This window comes from Nitratireductor sp. ZSWI3 (genome assembly GCF_024655565.1).
Classification (GTDB): domain Bacteria; phylum Pseudomonadota; class Alphaproteobacteria; order Rhizobiales; family Rhizobiaceae; genus Nitratireductor.
Map to the genome: position 1 here is coordinate 15537 of NZ_JANKOF010000056.1, position 16782 is coordinate 32318.

Below are 16782 nucleotides of genomic sequence, written 5' to 3' on the forward strand. Positions count from 1 at the left end.
AATCGATCGCGTTTATGATTTTGGATTGATTCAATCCAAAATCATCGCGATCTAGGCCGCGCGCACCCACACCTTTGTGTCGTGAAAGGCCGCCCCGCCATAGGGCGCGACCGCGTCGGCGCCGGTCAGGACGTTGATGCCCTCGCCACGCTCATGGGCGCCGTTCGGCCAGATGCCCTCGGCGATCACCACACCGCGCCGCACGCCATCGAACAATCTGGCATGCAGCACCACCTCGCCGCGCGGATTGCCGATCTCCACCCGGTCGCCCTCGGCGAGCCCCAGCATCGCCGCGTCGTCGGGATGCAGCATCAGTTCCGGCCGCCCTTCGCGCTTGATCGAGCCCGGCGTCTCCGAAAAGCTCGAATTCAGGAAGCTGCGCGCCGGCGAGGTGGCCAGCCGGAACGGATGCTCGGCATCGGCGAGCTCGATCAGCTCGACGTGATCAGGAAACACCGGCAACCGCTCATGGGCGCCCTGGATGCCGATCGATTCGGGCGGCCGGTTGGGCGCCGGCGTGCCCACCCAGTCGGGGCGGAAGCGGAACTTGCCGTCCGGATGACCGAAGCCGTGCACGAAATGCGCCGTCTCGAAATCCGGCTGCACGTCGGCCCAGCGTTCGGCCTTGAAACTGTCGAAGGTGCCGAGCCCGCGCCGCCCGAGCATCCAGTCGAGATGCTCGCGCGCCGAGAGCCCGAATCCCGGCAGATGCGCCACGCCGAGGCGTTTTGCCAGTTCCTCGACGACGAACAGGTTTTCGCGCGCCTCGCCCGGCGCCTCGACCAGCTTCGGCCCGAGGATGATGTGCTGGTGGCCGCCGCCGCGATAGATGTCGTCGTGCTCGAGGAACATGGTCGCCGGCAGCACCACATCGGCGAGCCTGGCCGTGTCGGTCATGAACTGCTCGTGCACGCAGGTGAAGAGATCCTCCCGCAGGAAGCCGCGCTTGACCAGACGCTGCTCCGGCGCGACGTTGGCCGGGTTGGTGTTCTGGATCAGCATCGCCGTCACCGGCGGGCCACCGTTGAGCGCCTGCCGATCGTTGGTCAGGACACGGCCCACCTGCGACTGGTCGAGCGAGCGGACCGAGGGGTCGCGGAAGGACTGGCCCTCGATCAGCGACTTGTCGAGCCCGAAGATCGCCGAGTTGGAATGGAAGGCGCCGCCACCCTCGTACTGCCAGCAGCCCGTGACGGCAGCGACCGACAGCGCCGCGTGCATGTTCACGGCGCCGTTGCGGTTGCGCGTGAAGCCGTAACCGAGGCGGAAATAGGTGCGCTTGGTCTCGCCGACGAGCCGGGCGAACGCCTCGACCTCATCGACCGCAAGGCCGGTGATCGCTGCCGCCCATTCGGGCGTGCGCGTCTTCAGATGCGCTTCCAGCCCCTTCGGATCGTCCGTATAGCGCTCGAGGAAAGTGCGGTCGGCCAGGCCGTCGCGGAACAGCACATGCATCACCGCACAGGCGAGTGCGGCGTCGGTGCCGGGCTTCAGCACGAGGCCGAGGTCGGCCTGCTTCATGGTGGCGTTGTCATAGACATCGATGACGACGATCTTCGCGCCGCGCTCCTTGCGCGCCTTGACGGCGTGCGTCATCACGTTGACCTGGGTGGCCACCGCATTGGTGCCCCAGATGACGACACAGTCGGATTTCGCCATCTCGCGCGGATCGGGGCCGCGCAGCGCCCCCGCCCCCATCATCCAGCCGGTCCAGGCCGGATTGGTGCAGATGGTGCCGAAGAAGCCCGAATAACGCCGGGCATGGCGCAGGCGGTCGATCGAATCGCGCTGCACCAGCCCCATCGTGCCGGCATAGAAATAGGGCCAGACAGTCTCGCTGCCGTGCCTCTCCTCGGCCTTGAGGAAGGCTTCGGCGACACGGTCGAGCGCGGCCTCCCAGCTGGCTTCCTTCCATTGCCCCTCGCCCTTGGCGCCGGCCCTCACCAGCGGCTTCAGGAGCCGGTCGGGGTGATGGATGCGCTCGGCGTAGCGGGCGACCTTGGCGCAGATGACGCCGGCGGTGTAGCTGTTGTCCTTGGCGCCGTGGACACGGCCGATGCGGCCGTCGGCCACCTCGACGTCGAGGGCGCAGGTGGAAGGGCAGTCGTGGGGGCAGGCCGAATGGCCGATGCGGATGCTGGCGTGTGTGTTCATGGTCGCGACACTAGCGATTTTCGGCGCGGGCGAGTAGAGCCAGTTTGATGAAAAGACCTGCTGCCATTCATCATCTGGCGCGATGGGAGCGAAGGACCGGAGCATGAATTACCGTCACGCCTATCACGCCGGAAACTTCGCCGATCTGGTCAAGCACGCCGTTCTCGTGCGCATCGTCGAGTATCTGAAGCGCAAGGACAAGGCCTTCCGCGTCGTCGACACCCATGCCGGCATCGGGGTCTACGACCTTTCCTCGCCGGAGGCGCAGAAGACAGGCGAATGGCGGACGGGCATCGGCCGGCTCGTGGAGGCGAGGCTCGATCCGCAAACGGCGAATCTTTTGAATCCCTTGCTGGATGCCGTTCGCGCGGTGAATCAGGAAGGCGGCGTCCTGCGCTATCCCGGTTCGCCGCGCATCGCACGCCATCTGTTGCGCAAGCAGGACCGGCTGACGGCGATCGAACTGCATCCGCAGGACGCCGCGGTGCTGAAGGCGGAATTCGCCGGCGACTTCCAGACCCGCGTGATCGAGCTCGACGGCTGGCTGGCGCTCGGCGCGCATCTGCCGCCGAAGGAAAGGCGCGGCCTGGTGCTGATCGACCCGCCCTTCGAGAAGGAAGGCGAGTTCGAGCGCGTCGTGGCGGGGCTCGAAAAGGCGCATCACCGCTGGCCGGGCGGCCTTTACGCCGTGTGGTACCCGATCAAGGATCATCAGGCCGTCGCCCGCTTCCGCGCAGCGCTCGCCGAAAGCGGCATCGCGGACATCGTCGACATCCGCCTGGAGGTGCGCCCGCCCTCGCCCGAGCCGCGGCTCGACGGTACCGGCGTGATCCTCGTCAACCCGCCCTATGTGCTGGAAGAGGAGATGCGTGTCCTGCTGCCGGCGCTCGCGGACCTGCTGGGCGAGGATGGCCGGGGCCGCGCCGCCTTCACGCGCCTGACCGGCGAGGACGGGCGGGCATCCTGAGGCGCCGCGTCTTGACCCTTTGCGCCGCGTGGCGCAAAACTCTGCGCATCGCGCGCTGAATCAATCGGGAGACTTCGCACATGGCACGCCTTCAGGCACTCGCCGCCGGCCTCGCAGCCTCGCTGGCCGCCACGCTCGCACCGATGACGACGGCGGACGCCGCCGATCCGGTGGGCGTCTACACCGCATATGACGGCGTGTGTGCCGACGCGTCCGTGCGCTCGGCGATCCAGAGGAGCTTTCGCTATCAGGTGACCCATGTGGTCAACCTGCCCGACGTCGACATCGTCGATTTCTACGGTGCGCGCGAGACACGTTTCCGCCCGGCCGGCGTCGACAGCCCGATCGAGCGGCGCTACTGCCAGGCGACGGCGCGCCTGTCCGACGGGCGTGACCGCACGATCTGGTACCTGATCGAATACGGCCAGGGTTTTGCCGGCATCGGCAACAATGTCGAGTTCTGCGTTTCCGGCTTCGACCGCTGGAACGTCTATGACGGCCATTGCCGCGTCCTGCGCTAGCTCCCTGGGACCTTCCATGCGCATGATCCGGCGGCTGGCGGCGTGCGCCGCGGCGGCGATGTTTGCCGCCGGCGCGGCGGCCGGGGAGCGTGGCGCGCCGGCCGGTGAATTCGACTTCTACGTCCTGTCGCTGAGCTGGTCGCCCAGCTATTGCGCCGCCGAAGGCGAAGACGCCAACCGGCAGCAATGCAGCGCCGCGCGCCCCTTTGCCTTCGTGGTGCACGGATTGTGGCCGCAATACGAAAAGGGCTATCCCGAACATTGCAGCAGCCGACAGCCGCAGCGCGTTGCCGATGCCCTGGTAACGGCTTATCGCGACATCATGCCGTCCGCCGGCCTCGTCGGCCACCAGTGGCGCAAGCACGGCATGTGCTCGGGCCTGAACCAGGAAGATTACTTCGCCCTTGCCCGCAAGGCGCGCGAGCGGGTCAAGATCCCGCAGGAGTTCGCCCGGCTCGACGCGCCGCTTACGGTGGCGCCGCAGACGGTCGAGACGCTTTTCCGCGACGTCAACCCGGGGCTCGAGCCGGCCGCCATGGCTGTGACCTGCGACCGCCGCTACCTGCGCGAGGTGCGCATCTGCCTGACGAAGGAGCTTGCCTTCCGCGCCTGTCCGGCGGTGGACCGCAACGGCTGCCGCAGCGCCGGGGTGCTCATGCCGCCGGCACGCGGCGGATAAAAAAAGCCGGGCGCGAGGCCCGGCTTTTCCAAAACATCCGATCGGCGATCAGAACTGCATACCAAGACCGAAGAGGATCTTGTTGCTGCTGTCCTTGACGTCCTGTGCACCGCTGCCGGTGTTGAAGGACTCGCTGCCGAACTTGGTGTAGCGGTACTCGACGCGGCCGAAGACCTTGTCCGTCAGCTTGGCATCGACACCGGCGCCGGCCGTCCAGCCGAGCATGGTGTTGGTGTCCGAACCCGCGGCGTCGGAGACCTTCAGGCGCTCCGCCGCACCACCGGCCGTGCCGTAGATGAGCAGGTTTTCGGTGGCCGCGACACCCAGGCGGGCGCGCAGCGTGCCGTCGACGCCGCCCTTGGATTCGACACCGGCGTTCGAGCCCTTCATGCCGTTGTAACCGACATCGCCTTCGATACCGTAGACGAAGCTGCCGGACTGCCAGTTCCAGCCGGCAAAGCCGTTGCCGACGAAGCCGTCGGTCTCGATATCGTTGCCCGGAGCGGGCAGGCCGGCCGCGGTCTCACCGGAGAAACCATAGCCAAGCGCGATACCGGCGTAGCCGCCTTCCCAGCCATTGATCGGCGTGGAAATCACCGGCGCGGCGGGCGGTGCGGGCGGCTGGTCCATCACGACGTCGGCAGCCTGCGCCGCGCCGGCGATGGAAACGAGCCCAACGGCGGTGGCCGCAGACAGGATGAGGTTCTTACTGGCTTTCATGATCCATACTCCTTAAGCCACTTGCATTTGCAAACGCTGTGGGGCGCCCCTCTGGCCTCATGCACATAAAACGCACCACGCTGGCGACTTGCCCGTCCGCCTTGGGAGGAAACGGCCGGCACATCGCATGGCCCTATCTGGGTGCTAAATGAGGCTGAACGTGCCCCAAAAATGGGTCTTTCGGCGGCGCGATTGAGGCGGAAAAATGATGTTGCAAACCGGCAACAACGGTCTCGTCCAGCTTGGGAACCGGCCCCCGCGTCCCTATATTCGCGGCGCGATTCGAAACCTGGAGATCCTTGATGCTGCTCAGCCTTTTCCTCCTCGCCACAGGTGTGACGCTGCTTTTTCTCGCCGGCGACATCTTCGTTCGAGGCGCTGTGGGGCTGGCTGAAAGCATCGGCGTCTCGCCGCTGATCATCGGCCTGACCGTCGTCGCGTTCGGCACCTCGGCTCCCGAACTCTTCACCTCGGTGCAGGCGGCCGTGTCCGGGGCGCCGGGCATCGCCATCGGCAACGTCGTCGGCTCCAACATCGCCAATGTCCTTCTGGTGCTCGGCCTGCCGGCGCTCATCTTTCCCGTGCGCGCGGACGGTGCGGGCCTGCGGCGCAACCTCGCCGCCATGCTCGCGGTGACCGGCCTTTTCATGTGGATGCTGTCGAGCGGCGGCATCGGCCGGCTGGACGGGGCGGTCCTGTTTGCGGTGCTGTGCGCCTTCGTCGCCTGGCAGGTGCACGACGCGCTGACCGGCGCTGTTCCGCCAGACCACGACTTCCACGAAGAGATCGGCCCCGCGCCGCATGACCGCAAACGCGTGCTCGGCTTCCTGGCCGCCGGCGTGATCGGCCTTCCGATCGCCGCCCAGCTCACCGTGGCCGGCGCCGTGCGCATCGCCGAGACCTTCGGCGTGAGCGACGCGGTGATCGGCCTGACCATCGTCGCCGTGGGAACCTCCCTGCCCGAGCTCGCCACCAGCCTGGCGGCCGCCCTCAAGCGTCACTCCACGGTCGCGCTCGGCAACATCGTCGGCTCCAACATCTTCAACATCGCCTGCATCATGGGCCTGACCGCGCTCATCTCGCCGATGGCGGTCGATCCGCGCATCATCTCGATCGACATGTGGGTCATGCTGGCGGCCGGCGTCGCACTGGCACTGCTGGGCTTCGCACGGATCCCCGCGGGCAAGCCGATCGGCGGGGCGATGCTGGCCGGGTTCGCGGGTTACATCGTGACTGTGTTCTGAGCGAACGGGCGGTTCGCAAGGCAACGCCGGAACAATATCCGGCGTTGCTCCATGGGGCGATCAGAACTTCATGCCGATGCCGACCTGGATCCTGTTGCTGCCCCAGGACACATCACGGGTGCCGCTACCCCTCGTGAACGTGTTGTTCCCGTTGTCGCCAAGCTTCGTGTAACGATACTCGACGCGGCCGAAAACATTGTCCGTGAGCTTGGCATCGACGCCGGCGCCGGCCGTCCAGCCGATCATCGTGTTGGTGTCCGACTTGCCGCCCTCGGTCAGTGTCACGCGACCGGCGGCAAAGCCGGCCGTCGTGTAAAGGAGGAGATCGTCGGTCACCGAGTATCCCAAGCGTCCACGGAGCGAGCCGTCGAGACCACCCTTTGCCGACACCGGCTCGCCTTTGGTCTTCATCCCGTTATAGCCGAGATCGCCTTCGAGACCATAGACGAAGCCGCCGTTCTGGAAATTCCACCCGGCAAAGGCACCGCCAAGAGCCCCCTTCGGGGAGAGAACGTTGCTCTGATTGTCCTTATTCTTGCCGGAGAATCCCTTGCCGACCGTGACGCCGGCATAACCACCTTCCCAGTTCTTGATGGGGGTCGACACCATCACCGGCGAAGTCATCAACACGGGAGAGCGCTCGACCAGATCGGCGGCATGCGCAGACAACGGACCGGCAATGGAAAATAATAGTCCGGCGGCACCCTTCGAGAAGACGTTTGAATAAATATTCATTTTATATCCCATGATAATAATGAAATTGCAGCACAATATCACACAACAAACAGACTTATCGTGCCGCACCGACGGCTTCATTTAATATTATGTCCGAATTAAGTCGCAAATTTTTCTTTGATTACGATGTATATTTTTAACAATCGATACCATTAAACTCGTTTTCCCGCGCACAGAAAGCCCAACTGAGAAGATACCGTGTAAGGGAACGCGAAGCGGTCATGTCAGCAGGGTCGCGGCCGGCCGGGACACGGACTTGGACCGATGCCGCAATCGGCTTACATGGGAACATGGGCTTTGCGGGGCTCGCGGAACTGGAATTCGCGGGTCTCACGGTTTAGGCATGAAACACCATGGTCGAGTTTCACAGGAATGCGCTCATCACAGGAGGCGCGCGCCGGATCGGCGCCGCGATCGCCCGCGATCTCGCCGCGCACGGTTTCGCGGTCGCCATCCATTGCGGCAAGTCGCGAGGGGAAGCGGACGCACTGGCGCGTGAGATCACCGGCGCCGGGGGGAAGGCGGTCGTCGTGCAGGCGGATCTGGCCGACGGCGCGCAGGCCTCAACGCTCGTCGAGCGCACCGCCGGCCTCCTCGGCGTGCCGCACATCGTCGTCAACAACGCCTCGGTCTTCGATGATGATTCGGCGACCGACTTCGACGATGCGGTGTGGGACCGGCACTTCGCCGTGCATCTCAAGGCGCCGGCGCTGATCGCCCGCTCCCTTGCCGCCGCCCTGCCGGCGGGCGGCGAAGCGCTGGTCGTCAACATGATCGACCAGCGCGTCTGGCGGCCCAACCCTCGCTTTTTCAGTTACACGCTTTCCAAGTCGGCTCTGTGGACGGCGACACGCACCATGGCCCAGGCTCTCGGCCCGGCCATCCGCGTCAACGCCATCGGGCCAGGGCCGACGCTGCCGAACCAGCGCCAGGAACAGGCCGATTTCGAGCGCCAGATCGACGCGCTGATCCTGAAACGGGGGCCGGACCTCAGCGAATTCGGTAAAACCGTACGCTATCTGTGGGAAGCCCGCTCGGTGACCGGGCAGATGATCGCGCTCGACGGCGGCCAGCATCTGGCATGGGAAACGCCCGACGTGGCGGGGATACCCGAATGAGCGCACAAGGCGACACGGTAAGGACCGCGCCCGAAGCGCTCGGCTGGGATGCCGGCGAGACGCCGACCGGCCTCATCGGCATCGAGGTCATCCAGGCGGCGGTCAAGCGGCTGCCCAACGCGCCCGGCGTCTACCGCATGATGAACACCGAGGGCGACGTGCTCTATGTCGGCAAGGCGCGCAGCCTGAAGAAGCGCGTCACCAATTACGCGCAAGGGCGCGGCCACACGAACCGCATCGGCCGGATGGTTCGCGAAACGGCGTCGATGGAATTCATCGTCACCCGCACCGAGACGGAAGCGCTGCTGCTCGAGGCGAACCTCATCAAGCGGCTGCGCCCGCGCTTCAACGTGTTGCTGCGCGACGACAAATCCTTCCCCTATATCCTGCTGACCGGCGACCACCCGGCCCCCGGCATCTTCAAGCACCGGGGCGCGCGCTCGCGCAAGGGCGACTATTTCGGCCCCTTCGCCTCGGCGGGTGCGGTCGAGCGCACGATCAATTCGCTGCAGCGCGCGTTCCTCCTGCGAAGCTGCACGGACTCGGTGTTCGAGAGCCGCACGCGGCCCTGCCTGCTCTATCAGATCAAGCGCTGCTCCGGTCCGTGTACGGGCGAGATCGGCCCGGCCGACTATGCCGAACTCGTCGACGAGGCAAAGGCATTCCTCTCCGGCCGGTCGAGCAAGGTGAAGGCCGACATCGCCAGGGCGATGCAGGAGGCCGCCGAGACGCTCGATTTCGAGCGGGCGGCAACGCATCGCGACCGGCTGTCGGCGCTAAGCCATATCCAGAGCCATCAGGGCATCAACCCGCAAGGGGTCGAGGAGGCCGATGTGATCGCCATCCATCAGGAGGGCGGGCAGAGCTGCATCCAGGTGTTCTTCTTCCGCACCGGCCAGAACTGGGGCAACCGCGCCTACTTCCCCAAGGCGGACCCGGCGCTCGGGCCGGCCGAGGTGCTGGGGGCGTTTCTGGCCCAGTTCTACGAGGACAAGCCCTGCCCGAGGCTGCTCCTTCTGTCGCACGAGGTGGAAGAGCAGGAACTGCTTGCCGAGGCGCTGTCGACGCGCGCCGGACGCAAGGTCCAGGTGCTGGTGCCGCAGCGCGGCGAGAAGAAGGACCTGACGGGCCACGCCCTGCAGAACGCACGCGAAGCGTTGGGACGCAGGCTGGCGGAAACCTCGTCGCAGGCGCGGCTGATGGAGGGGTTTGCAGAGACCTTCGGCCTCGACGGCACGCCCCGCCGCATCGAGGTCTACGACAACTCCCACATCATGGGCACCAACGCCGTCGGCGGCATGATCGTCGCCGGCATGGAAGGGTTCGCCAAGAACCAGTACCGCAAGTTCAACATCCGCTCCACCGACATCACCCCGGGCGATGACTACGGCATGATGCGCGAAGTCATGCAGCGCCGCTTTTCGCGCCTGATCAAGGAGAACGGCCTGCCGGGCGGCGAGATCGACGAGACGGCGGACGAGGCTGCCGTCGATGGCGAAATGCCGGCCTGGCCGGACGTCATCCTGATCGATGGCGGCCAGGGGCAGCTTGCCGCCGCGACGCAGATCCTCGAGGACCTCGGCATCGCCGACCGCGTGACGGCCATCGGCGTGGCCAAGGGCGTCGACCGCGACGCCGGGCGCGAGCGCTTCTTCATGGCCGGCAGAAGCTCCTTCTCGCTGCCGCCGCGCGATCCCGTTCTCTACTTCGTCCAGCGCCTGCGCGACGAGGCGCACCGCTTCGCCATCGGTTCGCATCGGGCACGGCGCAAGAAGGAAATGATCAAGAACCCGCTCGACGAGATCAGCGGCATAGGCCCCGGGCGCAAGCGCGCTCTTCTCCATCATTTCGGCACCGCCAAGGCGGTCAGTCGCGCCGGCATCGACGATCTGATGGTGGTGGACGGCATTTCCGAGGCCATCGCCCGCCAGATTTACAACCACTTCCACGAAAATGGCTGAAACGGGGGCGTTTCGTCGCGGTTGTTCGTCGCGGAGCTTGACCGGCCATGCCGGCTTCTGATTTGACAGGCGAAGGTTCAGGCGGGATTGCTTTCATGGCCAAACGCACGTCGCACGCTTTCAATGTTCCCAATCTGTTGACCTATGGGCGCATTCTCGCCGTGCCGGCCATCGGTCTGTGTTTTTTCTTCGAGGGGCGCCTGCAATCCAGCGACTTCGCGCGCTGGTCGGCGCTTGCCCTGTTCATCGCGGCCAGCGTCACCGATTATTTTGATGGCTATCTGGCCCGCACCTGGCAGCAGACCTCCAACATCGGCCGGATGCTGGACCCCATCGCCGACAAGCTGCTGGTCTCCACCTGCCTTCTGCTCCTGGCTGCCGACACCGACCGCACCATTGCCGGCTGGACCTTGTGGGCGGCCATCATCATCCTGTGCCGGGAGATCCTCGTTTCCGGCCTGCGCGAATATCTGGCAGCGCTGAAGGTCAGCGTGCCGGTCACCCAGCTCGCCAAATGGAAGACGACCATCCAGATGGTGGCGATCGCCTTTCTGCTGGCCGGCCCGGCCGGCGACAAGATCCTGCCCTACACAACCCAGGCAGGCATCGCCCTGCTCTGGATTTCTGCCATCGTCACCCTTTATACAGGGTACGACTACTTTCGTGCCGGCCTGAAGCACATCGTCGAGGAGTAGGCTGTGAAGCTCGTCTATTTCGCCTGGGTGCGCGAACGCATCGGTGTCGCCGAGGAAGAGGTGACGTTGCCGCCGGAGACGACGACGGTTGCTGGCCTGCTCACCTGGCTGGCCGGTCGCGGCGACGGCTATGCGGCGGCGCTGGAACATGCCGAGGCGATCCGCGTCGCCATCGACCACGAGCATGTGGACCATTCCGCGCCCCTTCCTGCCAATGGTGAGATCGCCCTCTTCCCGCCGATGACCGGAGGCTGACGATGGCCGGCGCCTGCCAGCCCATGGTGCGCCTCCAGGAGGCGGATTTCGACCTTTCGGCCGAGGTGGAGCGGCTGACGGCAGGGCGGCGCGACGTCGGAGCGGTGGTCACCTTCACCGGCCTTTGCCGCGACGAGGGCGGCCGCCTGGAAGCCCTCGAGCTCGAGCATTATCCCGGCATGGCCGAAGCCGAGATCGGTCGCATCGCGGACGAGGCCGCGCGGCGCTGGCCGCTCACCGGCCTCACCGTGATCCATCGCTTCGGCAGGATCAGACCGGGCGAGAACATCGTCCTTGTGGTTGCCGCCTCCTCGCACCGGCGGGCCGCCTTCGAGGCCGCCGACTTCCTGATGGACTTCCTGAAGTCCCGCGCCCCGTTATGGAAGAAGGAGCATGCGGCCGGCGATGCGGCGGCACGCTGGGTGGAGGCGAAGCAGCAGGACCACGAGGACATGCAGCGCTGGCAGCGCTGACATTTACCGGTTCGGCCGCCGCTTGTGCGGTGCGCAGCCGCCGGTACCCGGACCGCCGAAACGGGTTTACTTTTCCCTAAGGATAGACTTCGTTTCTCCGAGGACCGCAGGACTTCCGCAAGTCAAAAGGACTACAGCTTCCATCAAGCACGGTCGATTGGGGGTAATATGTCCGACCTGTTTGCAATGGCATCCGTACTTTTGAGCGAACCCGCCTGGCTGATCGCCGCGGCGGGCGGAATCAGTTGCGCGGCGCTCCTGTGGAGGCTCATGCGCCTCACGCGGCTCTATCGCTCGGCGCGCGAGGAGCGGCAGCAGCACAGCGAATTGATCGACCATCTGTCGGAAGGCGTCTATCGGGCACAGCCGGATGGCCGCCTGACGAGCGCCAATGCCGCCTTCGCCCGCCTGAACGGCTACGAGACCGAGGCCGAGCTTCTCGCCGCGGTCGGGAATATCGGCGAATGGTACGTCGACCCGGAGCGCCGGGCGGCCTTCGAGAAGGCCCTCGAACGCGACGGCAAGGTCGACGACTTCGTTTCGGAAGTCTTCCGTCACAAGACGCGCGAACGCATCTGGGTCAGCCAATCCGCCCGTCTCGTGCGCGACGGAAGCAGCGGCCGGCCGCTGCGCTGCGAAGGCTCGGTGCGCGAGGTCACCGAAACGGTCAGGCGCCTGCATCTGCACGAGATGTACGAAAAGCTGGCGTCGCAGCTTCCCGGCGGATTGTTCCAGTTGCAGCGCTTCAAGGGTGGACGCTTCACCACCCTTTACACCTCCAGGGGCTTCCGCCAGCTTCTCGCCTTCGCGGACGGCCCGCCGCCCAAGGATCCAAACGCCTTCCTGCATATGATCCATGCCGAAGACCGCCTGAAGTACATCGGATCGCTCAGGGATTCCGGCATGCGGATGAGACCGTGGGACTGCGAGTTCCGCCTCTCGACGATGAGCGGCGAGCAACGCTGGCTGCGCGTCACGGCTTCGCCGGAGGCGGTCGAGAACGGCATCGTCTGGCACGGCTATCTCGCCGACGTCTCGGCGCAGAAGGAGACGGAAACCAAAATCCAGCAGCTCGCCTTCTACGATCCGCTGACCGGCCTGCCCAACCGGCGCCTGCTGTTCGACCATGTGGGCCAGGAACTGCGCAAGTGCTCCGAGACGAACCAGCGCGGCGCACTTCTCTTCATCGACCTCGACAACTTCAAGACCCTCAACGACACGATGGGGCACGATATTGGCGATGCCTTCCTGCAGCAGGTGGCGGAGCGCCTGCGGGCCGCGGTCGGGCCTGACGACACGGTTGCCCGCATCGGCGGCGACGAGTTCGTCGTCGTCCTGGCTCTGGCCGGCAGCGGCGTTGCCGGCACGACGCGCAACGCCATCGTCTGCGCCAACCGGGTTCTTTCGGCCCTGCGCCGGGAGTTCCATCTTGGAGAGTTGGTGCACCAGACCTCCGCCAGTGTCGGCGTCCTCGTCTTCGACGGCAGTGAAACGAGCCCCGAAAGCCTGATGAAGAATGCCGATCTGGCCATGTACCAGGTCAAGTCATCGGGCCGGAACGGCGTGGCGCTGTTCGATCCGAAGGTGCTGGAGGCGGAGCGCCAGCGCTTCCGCCTGCTCAACGACCTGCGCATCGCGCTCAACGGCAACACGCTGGAACTGCATTATCAGCCGCAGGTCAATGCGGCCGGCCACGTGATCGGCGCCGAAGCGCTGTTGCGCTGGAACCACGCGACGCGCGGCCGGATGGTGCCTGGCGACTTCGTAGCGCTGTCGGAGCAGTTCGGGCTTGCCGAACCGCTCGGGCGGGCCGTGCTCCAGAACGGCGTCGAGGCCCTGGCGCGGTGGAGCAAGTCGCCGCGCACGGCCGGCCTGCGGATGGCCATCAACATCAGCCTGCAGTCGTTGCGCGACGCCGAATTCGTCGATTTCCTGCAGACGCTTCTCGAGCAGAACGACGTCGACCCGCAACTCCTGACGCTGGAGATGGCCGAACGGGTGCTGGCCGGAGATCACATGCAGATCGCCCGGCGGATGAAGGAGCTGAAGGCGCTCGGCGTGCGCCTGTCGCTCGACGATTTCGGCACCGGCTATTCCTCGATCTCCTATCTCAGAAAGCTCCCTTTCGACGAGCTGAAGATCGACGGAAGCTTCATCACCGACATCGAAAAGAGCGAGACAGACCGGGCGCTGGTGCACAGCATGCTGAGCATGGCCGCATCGCTCGGCCTGTCGGTCGTTGCCGAGCATGTTCAGACGACCGAGCAGGAGGCCTTCCTGCGGACGGCCGGCTGCACCTTCTTCCAGGGCTGGCGCTACGCCCCAGCATTGACCGAACAGCGCTTCTCCAGGTTCATCGCCGAGCGGAACCCGGCATCCATCCTGCGCTTTCCGGGCTCCCGTCAGGAGGCATAAAAAAACCGGGGCTCGCGCCCCGGTTCCGTTGCAGGCCGTTCGGCTCAGATCGCGTTTATGTCAGAGCGGGATGCGGGCGGAAAACCACTTCACACTTTTCCTCATCCCGTTCAAGCGATCAGCCGACGATCTCGACGTCGGAGAACCAGTAGCGGATCTCCTCGGCGGCCGTCTCCGGCGCGTCAGAGCCGTGCACCGAGTTCTCGCCGATGGAGGTGGCGAATTCCTTGCGGATCGTGCCCTCGGCGGCGTCGGCCGGGTTCGTGGCGCCCATGACCTCACGGTTCTTCAGGATGGCGTTCTCGCCTTCCAGAACCTGGACGATCGTCGGCCCAGACGACATGAACTCGCACAGCTCGTCGAAGAAGGGGCGCTCCTTGTGCACGGCGTAGAAGCCTTCCGCCTGGCGACGGCTCATCCACACGCGCTTGGAGGCGACGACCCGCAGGCCAGCGTCTTCCAGCTTTTTGGTGATGGCACCGGTCAGGTTGCGCTTGGTGGCATCCGGCTTGATCATTGAGAAAGTGCGTTCGATCGCCATGTCGTGTCCTTCGATCTGGGAAAATTTCGAGCCGCCGGCTCATATCGGGAGATGGCGCGCTCTATAGCGGGCTGCGCCGCACAAGGGAAGGCCTCAGGCGGCAGCTTTTGTGCGCCGCCCCAGCCCGCCATGCAGATCGAGACAGCGCTCGAACCAGGCAGCGACGGGATCCTCCTCCTCCAGAAGCCGGAACGGCGAGATGACGCGGGCCCATTGCAGGGCGCCGGCGACGATGTAATCGGCGAACAAGGGCCCCTCGCCGCCGAGGAACGGCTGCGTGCCGAGCATCAGGCGCAGCGGTGCGAGCGCTGCGCGGAACGCTTCCAGACGCGCCTCGCGGCCATCCACGGTCTCCTCCAGCGTCCTGCCGAAGCGCGTTTCGCGGCTTTCGCGGAAATAGGCCTGGTCGGCCTCCTCGAGACAGTCGTGAATGTCGAGGAGAAGCGCTGCGCCGATGAAGGTGTGCAGCGTCGACTGCGACCATTTCTCGATGAAGCGGGCCATCGCCGCGCCGCCCTTGCCGGCAAACAGCGTCGGGCGGTCCGGATAGGTTTCCTCCAGATAGAGCGCGATGGCGAAGGAATCGGCGACCAGCCGCTCGCCGTCGCGGATCACCGGGACGATCTTCGAGGCACCACCCTCGATTTGCGGCACCTCGAGGAATCGGGTCGGAACCGTCTCGAAGTCGAGGCCCTTGTGGGCCAGGGCGAAGGCCACTTTCCAGCAGTGCGGGCTGAACGGGCGCGCCTTGTCGCGGCCCACGAGTTCATAAAGCATGATCGGCATTGCATTCCTTTCCGCGCGGGGGTGATCGAACGATGCAAAAGATTTCACAATTCATGCCGTGCGCAATGGGTTAGGCTGCGCGCGAAGCAAATTACCGGTGAAGACATCCATGAAACAGCATTTCGAAATGATGGCGGCCTACAATCTATGGGCCAATGAGAGGATTTACGATGCGGCAGCCGCACTCGATGCCGAGGCGCTCGGTCGAGACGTCGGCGCCTTCTTCAAATCCATGATCGGCACGTTGAACCACGTGCTCGTCGCCGACCGCATCTGGATGAAGCGCTTCACGGGCGAAGGGGACGCTCCGAACCGTCTAGACGCGGTTCTCCACACGGCGTTGCCGGCACTGAGGATCGCCCGGGAGGCGGAAGACCGCCGCATCCTCGCCTGGATCTCCGGCCTCGATGAAGAGGCGCTGTCCGGCCGCTTCACCTATGTGACCGTCACCGATGTGCGCACGGTGTCGCAGCGTATGGCGCCGGCCCTCAGCCACTTCTTCAATCATCAGACCCATCATCGCGGCCAGGCGCACACCATCCTGTCACTGCTCGATCGCGATCCGCCCTCGCTCGACCTGATCCAGTTCCAAAGAACGCCGGCAGGACGGGCCTTTTCCTGAGATTCGAGCCCCAGAATCGAAAAATACTACGCCATTAAAGTTAATTTTTAATATAATCATAGCCTTCCTGGTGTCATCCCTAAACCCACACTTCAACTGATCACTCCAATATTTCAAAAATACATTATCCTTGTTCTGGTAGCCAACTAGCGGCTCGGAACAGGAGGATGACCATGAATCCTATGCGCAGCAAAATCTTCGCCGGTATGGCGTGCGGTGCCTTCGCACTTTTTGTGGCAGCACCTGCGGCGGCGTTCGATCTGGGCGGCGTCAGCGTCGGCGGAAATGACAGCGGCGGCCTCAGCGCCAGCGTCGGCGGCATCTCCGCCTCGGTCGGCACAAACGACGGGGTGAGCGCGGACGTCAATGCGGACTTCGGCGGCGCCAACGCAAATGTCGGCGCGTCGGCTCTCAGCGGCAGCAGCCTCGCCAATGTCGACGCGAACGCCTCCGTCGGCGGCAGCAACGGTCTCAACGCCAGCAGCAGCACCACGGTGGGCGGCGGCGGCAATCTCATCGATTCCGACACCACCGCTTCGCTCGGCGGCAGCGGCGGCCTGAACGCCAGCGTCGGCGCAACCGTTGGCAGCGGCGGCGTCAACGCCAATGTCGATCTCGGCGTCGGCGGATCCACGACTTCGCCCGGCACCGGCAATCCCGGCACCGGCAATGGCCGCGGCATCTTCGGTGGGGGCAAGAACGGATTGCGGGCTGCCAGCAGCCTGAGCAACCAGCAGATCGCCGTATTCAGGAAGCGCTGCGTCAGCATCCTGCGCGATCCCAACGCTTGGGACTACGACCTCGTGCAGATGTGCAAGGCCCTGCGTCAGGCCGCGGCACGCTGATCGCGAACCCACCTCCCTTGGAATAAACCCCGCAGCGGCCCGCCTCCCGGC

16 protein-coding genes and 1 pseudogene are annotated in these 16782 nt (G+C 65.2%); 12 read left to right on the forward strand and 5 right to left on the reverse strand.

The features are described 5' to 3' along the window. Positions 1-51: 51 nt before the first annotated feature. Positions 52-2154, reverse strand: coding sequence for a molybdopterin-dependent oxidoreductase (locus NUU27_RS16430; RefSeq protein WP_257763224.1), 2103 nt, complete (start codon positions 2152-2154; stop codon positions 52-54). 103 nt (positions 2155-2257) lie between these two features. Here NUU27_RS16430 and NUU27_RS16435 point away from each other — a divergent pair, with 103 nt between their 5' ends. The 3 genes from NUU27_RS16435 (at position 2258) to NUU27_RS16445 (ending at position 4321) form a co-directional block, all read left to right on the forward strand. Continuing rightward, positions 2258-3121, forward strand: coding sequence for a 23S rRNA (adenine(2030)-N(6))-methyltransferase RlmJ (locus tag NUU27_RS16435; protein WP_257763225.1), 864 nt, complete (start codon positions 2258-2260; stop codon positions 3119-3121). Positions 3122-3201: 80 nt separating this feature from the next. Then, on the forward strand, positions 3202-3642 hold the full coding sequence (locus NUU27_RS16440) for a hypothetical protein (RefSeq protein WP_257763226.1): 441 nt from the start codon (positions 3202-3204) through the stop codon (positions 3640-3642). Between the two features lie 16 nt (positions 3643-3658). Further along, positions 3659-4321 (forward strand): ribonuclease T2, encoded by a 663-nt coding sequence (locus NUU27_RS16445; RefSeq protein ID WP_257763227.1) that lies wholly within the window; start codon positions 3659-3661, stop codon positions 4319-4321. A gap of 48 nt (positions 4322-4369) precedes the next feature. Here NUU27_RS16445 and NUU27_RS16450 read toward each other — a convergent pair whose 3' ends face one another. Next, entirely contained in the window at positions 4370-5041 is a 672-nt protein-coding gene (locus NUU27_RS16450) for an outer membrane protein (RefSeq protein ID WP_257763228.1), read from the reverse strand. Between the two features lie 302 nt (positions 5042-5343). Between NUU27_RS16450 and NUU27_RS16455 the strand changes: the two genes are divergently transcribed. After that, a complete protein-coding gene (locus tag NUU27_RS16455; RefSeq protein ID WP_257763229.1) occupies positions 5344-6285 on the forward strand; it encodes a calcium/sodium antiporter in 942 nt (313 codons plus the stop codon). Positions 6286-6345: 60 nt separating this feature from the next. Here NUU27_RS16455 and NUU27_RS16460 read toward each other — a convergent pair whose 3' ends face one another. Then, a complete protein-coding gene (locus NUU27_RS16460; protein WP_257763230.1) occupies positions 6346-7101 on the reverse strand; it encodes an outer membrane protein in 756 nt (251 codons plus the stop codon). A gap of 272 nt (positions 7102-7373) precedes the next feature. On the opposite strand from NUU27_RS16460, the gene NUU27_RS16465 reads away from it, so the two are divergent. From NUU27_RS16465 to NUU27_RS16490, 6 genes and pseudogenes are all read left to right on the forward strand, one after another. After that, on the forward strand, positions 7374-8138 hold the full coding sequence (locus NUU27_RS16465) for an SDR family oxidoreductase (RefSeq protein WP_257763231.1): 765 nt from the start codon (positions 7374-7376) through the stop codon (positions 8136-8138). 89 nt (positions 8139-8227) lie between these two features. Further along, a pseudogene (gene uvrC / locus NUU27_RS16470) lies at positions 8228-10099 on the forward strand (excinuclease ABC subunit UvrC); the annotation flags it as partial. 95 nt (positions 10100-10194) lie between these two features. Continuing rightward, complete coding sequence (gene pgsA, locus NUU27_RS16475) at positions 10195-10794, forward strand: CDP-diacylglycerol--glycerol-3-phosphate 3-phosphatidyltransferase (RefSeq protein ID WP_257763233.1); 600 nt, start codon at positions 10195-10197, stop codon at positions 10792-10794. A gap of 3 nt (positions 10795-10797) precedes the next feature. Further along, positions 10798-11049 (forward strand): molybdopterin converting factor subunit 1, encoded by a 252-nt coding sequence (moaD, locus tag NUU27_RS16480; RefSeq protein ID WP_257763234.1) that lies wholly within the window; start codon positions 10798-10800, stop codon positions 11047-11049. A 2-nt stretch (positions 11050-11051) separates the two neighbouring features. Continuing rightward, complete coding sequence (locus NUU27_RS16485; protein ID WP_257763235.1) at positions 11052-11522, forward strand: molybdenum cofactor biosynthesis protein MoaE; 471 nt, start codon at positions 11052-11054, stop codon at positions 11520-11522. A 168-nt stretch (positions 11523-11690) separates the two neighbouring features. After that, the gene (locus NUU27_RS16490) at positions 11691-13937 is read left to right on the forward strand and encodes a bifunctional diguanylate cyclase/phosphodiesterase (RefSeq protein ID WP_257763236.1); all 2247 of its coding nucleotides are present in this window, start codon (positions 11691-11693) and stop codon (positions 13935-13937) included. Between the two features lie 118 nt (positions 13938-14055). Here the strand turns inward: NUU27_RS16490 and ndk are convergent, their stop codons facing one another. Then, the gene (gene ndk, locus NUU27_RS16495) at positions 14056-14478 is read right to left on the reverse strand and encodes a nucleoside-diphosphate kinase (protein ID WP_257763237.1); all 423 of its coding nucleotides are present in this window, start codon (positions 14476-14478) and stop codon (positions 14056-14058) included. A gap of 93 nt (positions 14479-14571) precedes the next feature. Beyond that, on the reverse strand, positions 14572-15264 hold the full coding sequence (locus NUU27_RS16500; RefSeq protein ID WP_257763238.1) for a glutathione S-transferase family protein: 693 nt from the start codon (positions 15262-15264) through the stop codon (positions 14572-14574). Between the two features lie 109 nt (positions 15265-15373). Here NUU27_RS16500 and NUU27_RS16505 point away from each other — a divergent pair, with 109 nt between their 5' ends. Continuing rightward, positions 15374-15886, forward strand: a complete 513-nt coding sequence (locus tag NUU27_RS16505; protein WP_257763240.1) for a DinB family protein — start codon at positions 15374-15376, stop codon at positions 15884-15886. A 182-nt stretch (positions 15887-16068) separates the two neighbouring features. Beyond that, positions 16069-16731, forward strand: a complete 663-nt coding sequence (locus NUU27_RS16510; protein ID WP_257763241.1) for a hypothetical protein — start codon at positions 16069-16071, stop codon at positions 16729-16731. Positions 16732-16782 lie beyond the last annotated feature (51 nt).

Bases quoted from the DNA above. Each gene is read 5' to 3' on its own strand.
- NUU27_RS16430 (WP_257763224.1), bottom strand. From the start codon at position 2,154: ATGAACACACACGCCAGCATCCGCATCGGCCATTCGGCCTGCCCCCAC.
- NUU27_RS16435 (WP_257763225.1), top strand. From the start codon at position 2,258: ATGAATTACCGTCACGCCTATCACGCCGGAAACTTCGCCGATCTGGTC.
- NUU27_RS16440 (WP_257763226.1), top strand. From the start codon at position 3,202: ATGGCACGCCTTCAGGCACTCGCCGCCGGCCTCGCAGCCTCGCTGGCC.
- NUU27_RS16445 (WP_257763227.1), top strand. From the start codon at position 3,659: ATGCGCATGATCCGGCGGCTGGCGGCGTGCGCCGCGGCGGCGATGTTT.
- NUU27_RS16450 (WP_257763228.1), bottom strand. From the start codon at position 5,041: ATGAAAGCCAGTAAGAACCTCATCCTGTCTGCGGCCACCGCCGTTGGG.
- NUU27_RS16455 (WP_257763229.1), top strand. From the start codon at position 5,344: ATGCTGCTCAGCCTTTTCCTCCTCGCCACAGGTGTGACGCTGCTTTTT.
- NUU27_RS16460 (WP_257763230.1), bottom strand. From the start codon at position 7,101: ATGAAGCCGTCGGTGCGGCACGATAAGTCTGTTTGTTGTGTGATATTG.
- NUU27_RS16465 (WP_257763231.1), top strand. From the start codon at position 7,374: ATGGTCGAGTTTCACAGGAATGCGCTCATCACAGGAGGCGCGCGCCGG.
- pgsA (WP_257763233.1), top strand. From the start codon at position 10,195: ATGGCCAAACGCACGTCGCACGCTTTCAATGTTCCCAATCTGTTGACC.
- NUU27_RS16485 (WP_257763235.1), top strand. From the start codon at position 11,052: ATGGCCGGCGCCTGCCAGCCCATGGTGCGCCTCCAGGAGGCGGATTTC.
- NUU27_RS16490 (WP_257763236.1), top strand. From the start codon at position 11,691: ATGTCCGACCTGTTTGCAATGGCATCCGTACTTTTGAGCGAACCCGCC.
- ndk (WP_257763237.1), bottom strand. From the start codon at position 14,478: ATGGCGATCGAACGCACTTTCTCAATGATCAAGCCGGATGCCACCAAG.
- NUU27_RS16500 (WP_257763238.1), bottom strand. From the start codon at position 15,264: ATGCCGATCATGCTTTATGAACTCGTGGGCCGCGACAAGGCGCGCCCG.
- NUU27_RS16505 (WP_257763240.1), top strand. From the start codon at position 15,374: ATGAAACAGCATTTCGAAATGATGGCGGCCTACAATCTATGGGCCAAT.
- NUU27_RS16510 (WP_257763241.1), top strand. From the start codon at position 16,069: ATGCGCAGCAAAATCTTCGCCGGTATGGCGTGCGGTGCCTTCGCACTT.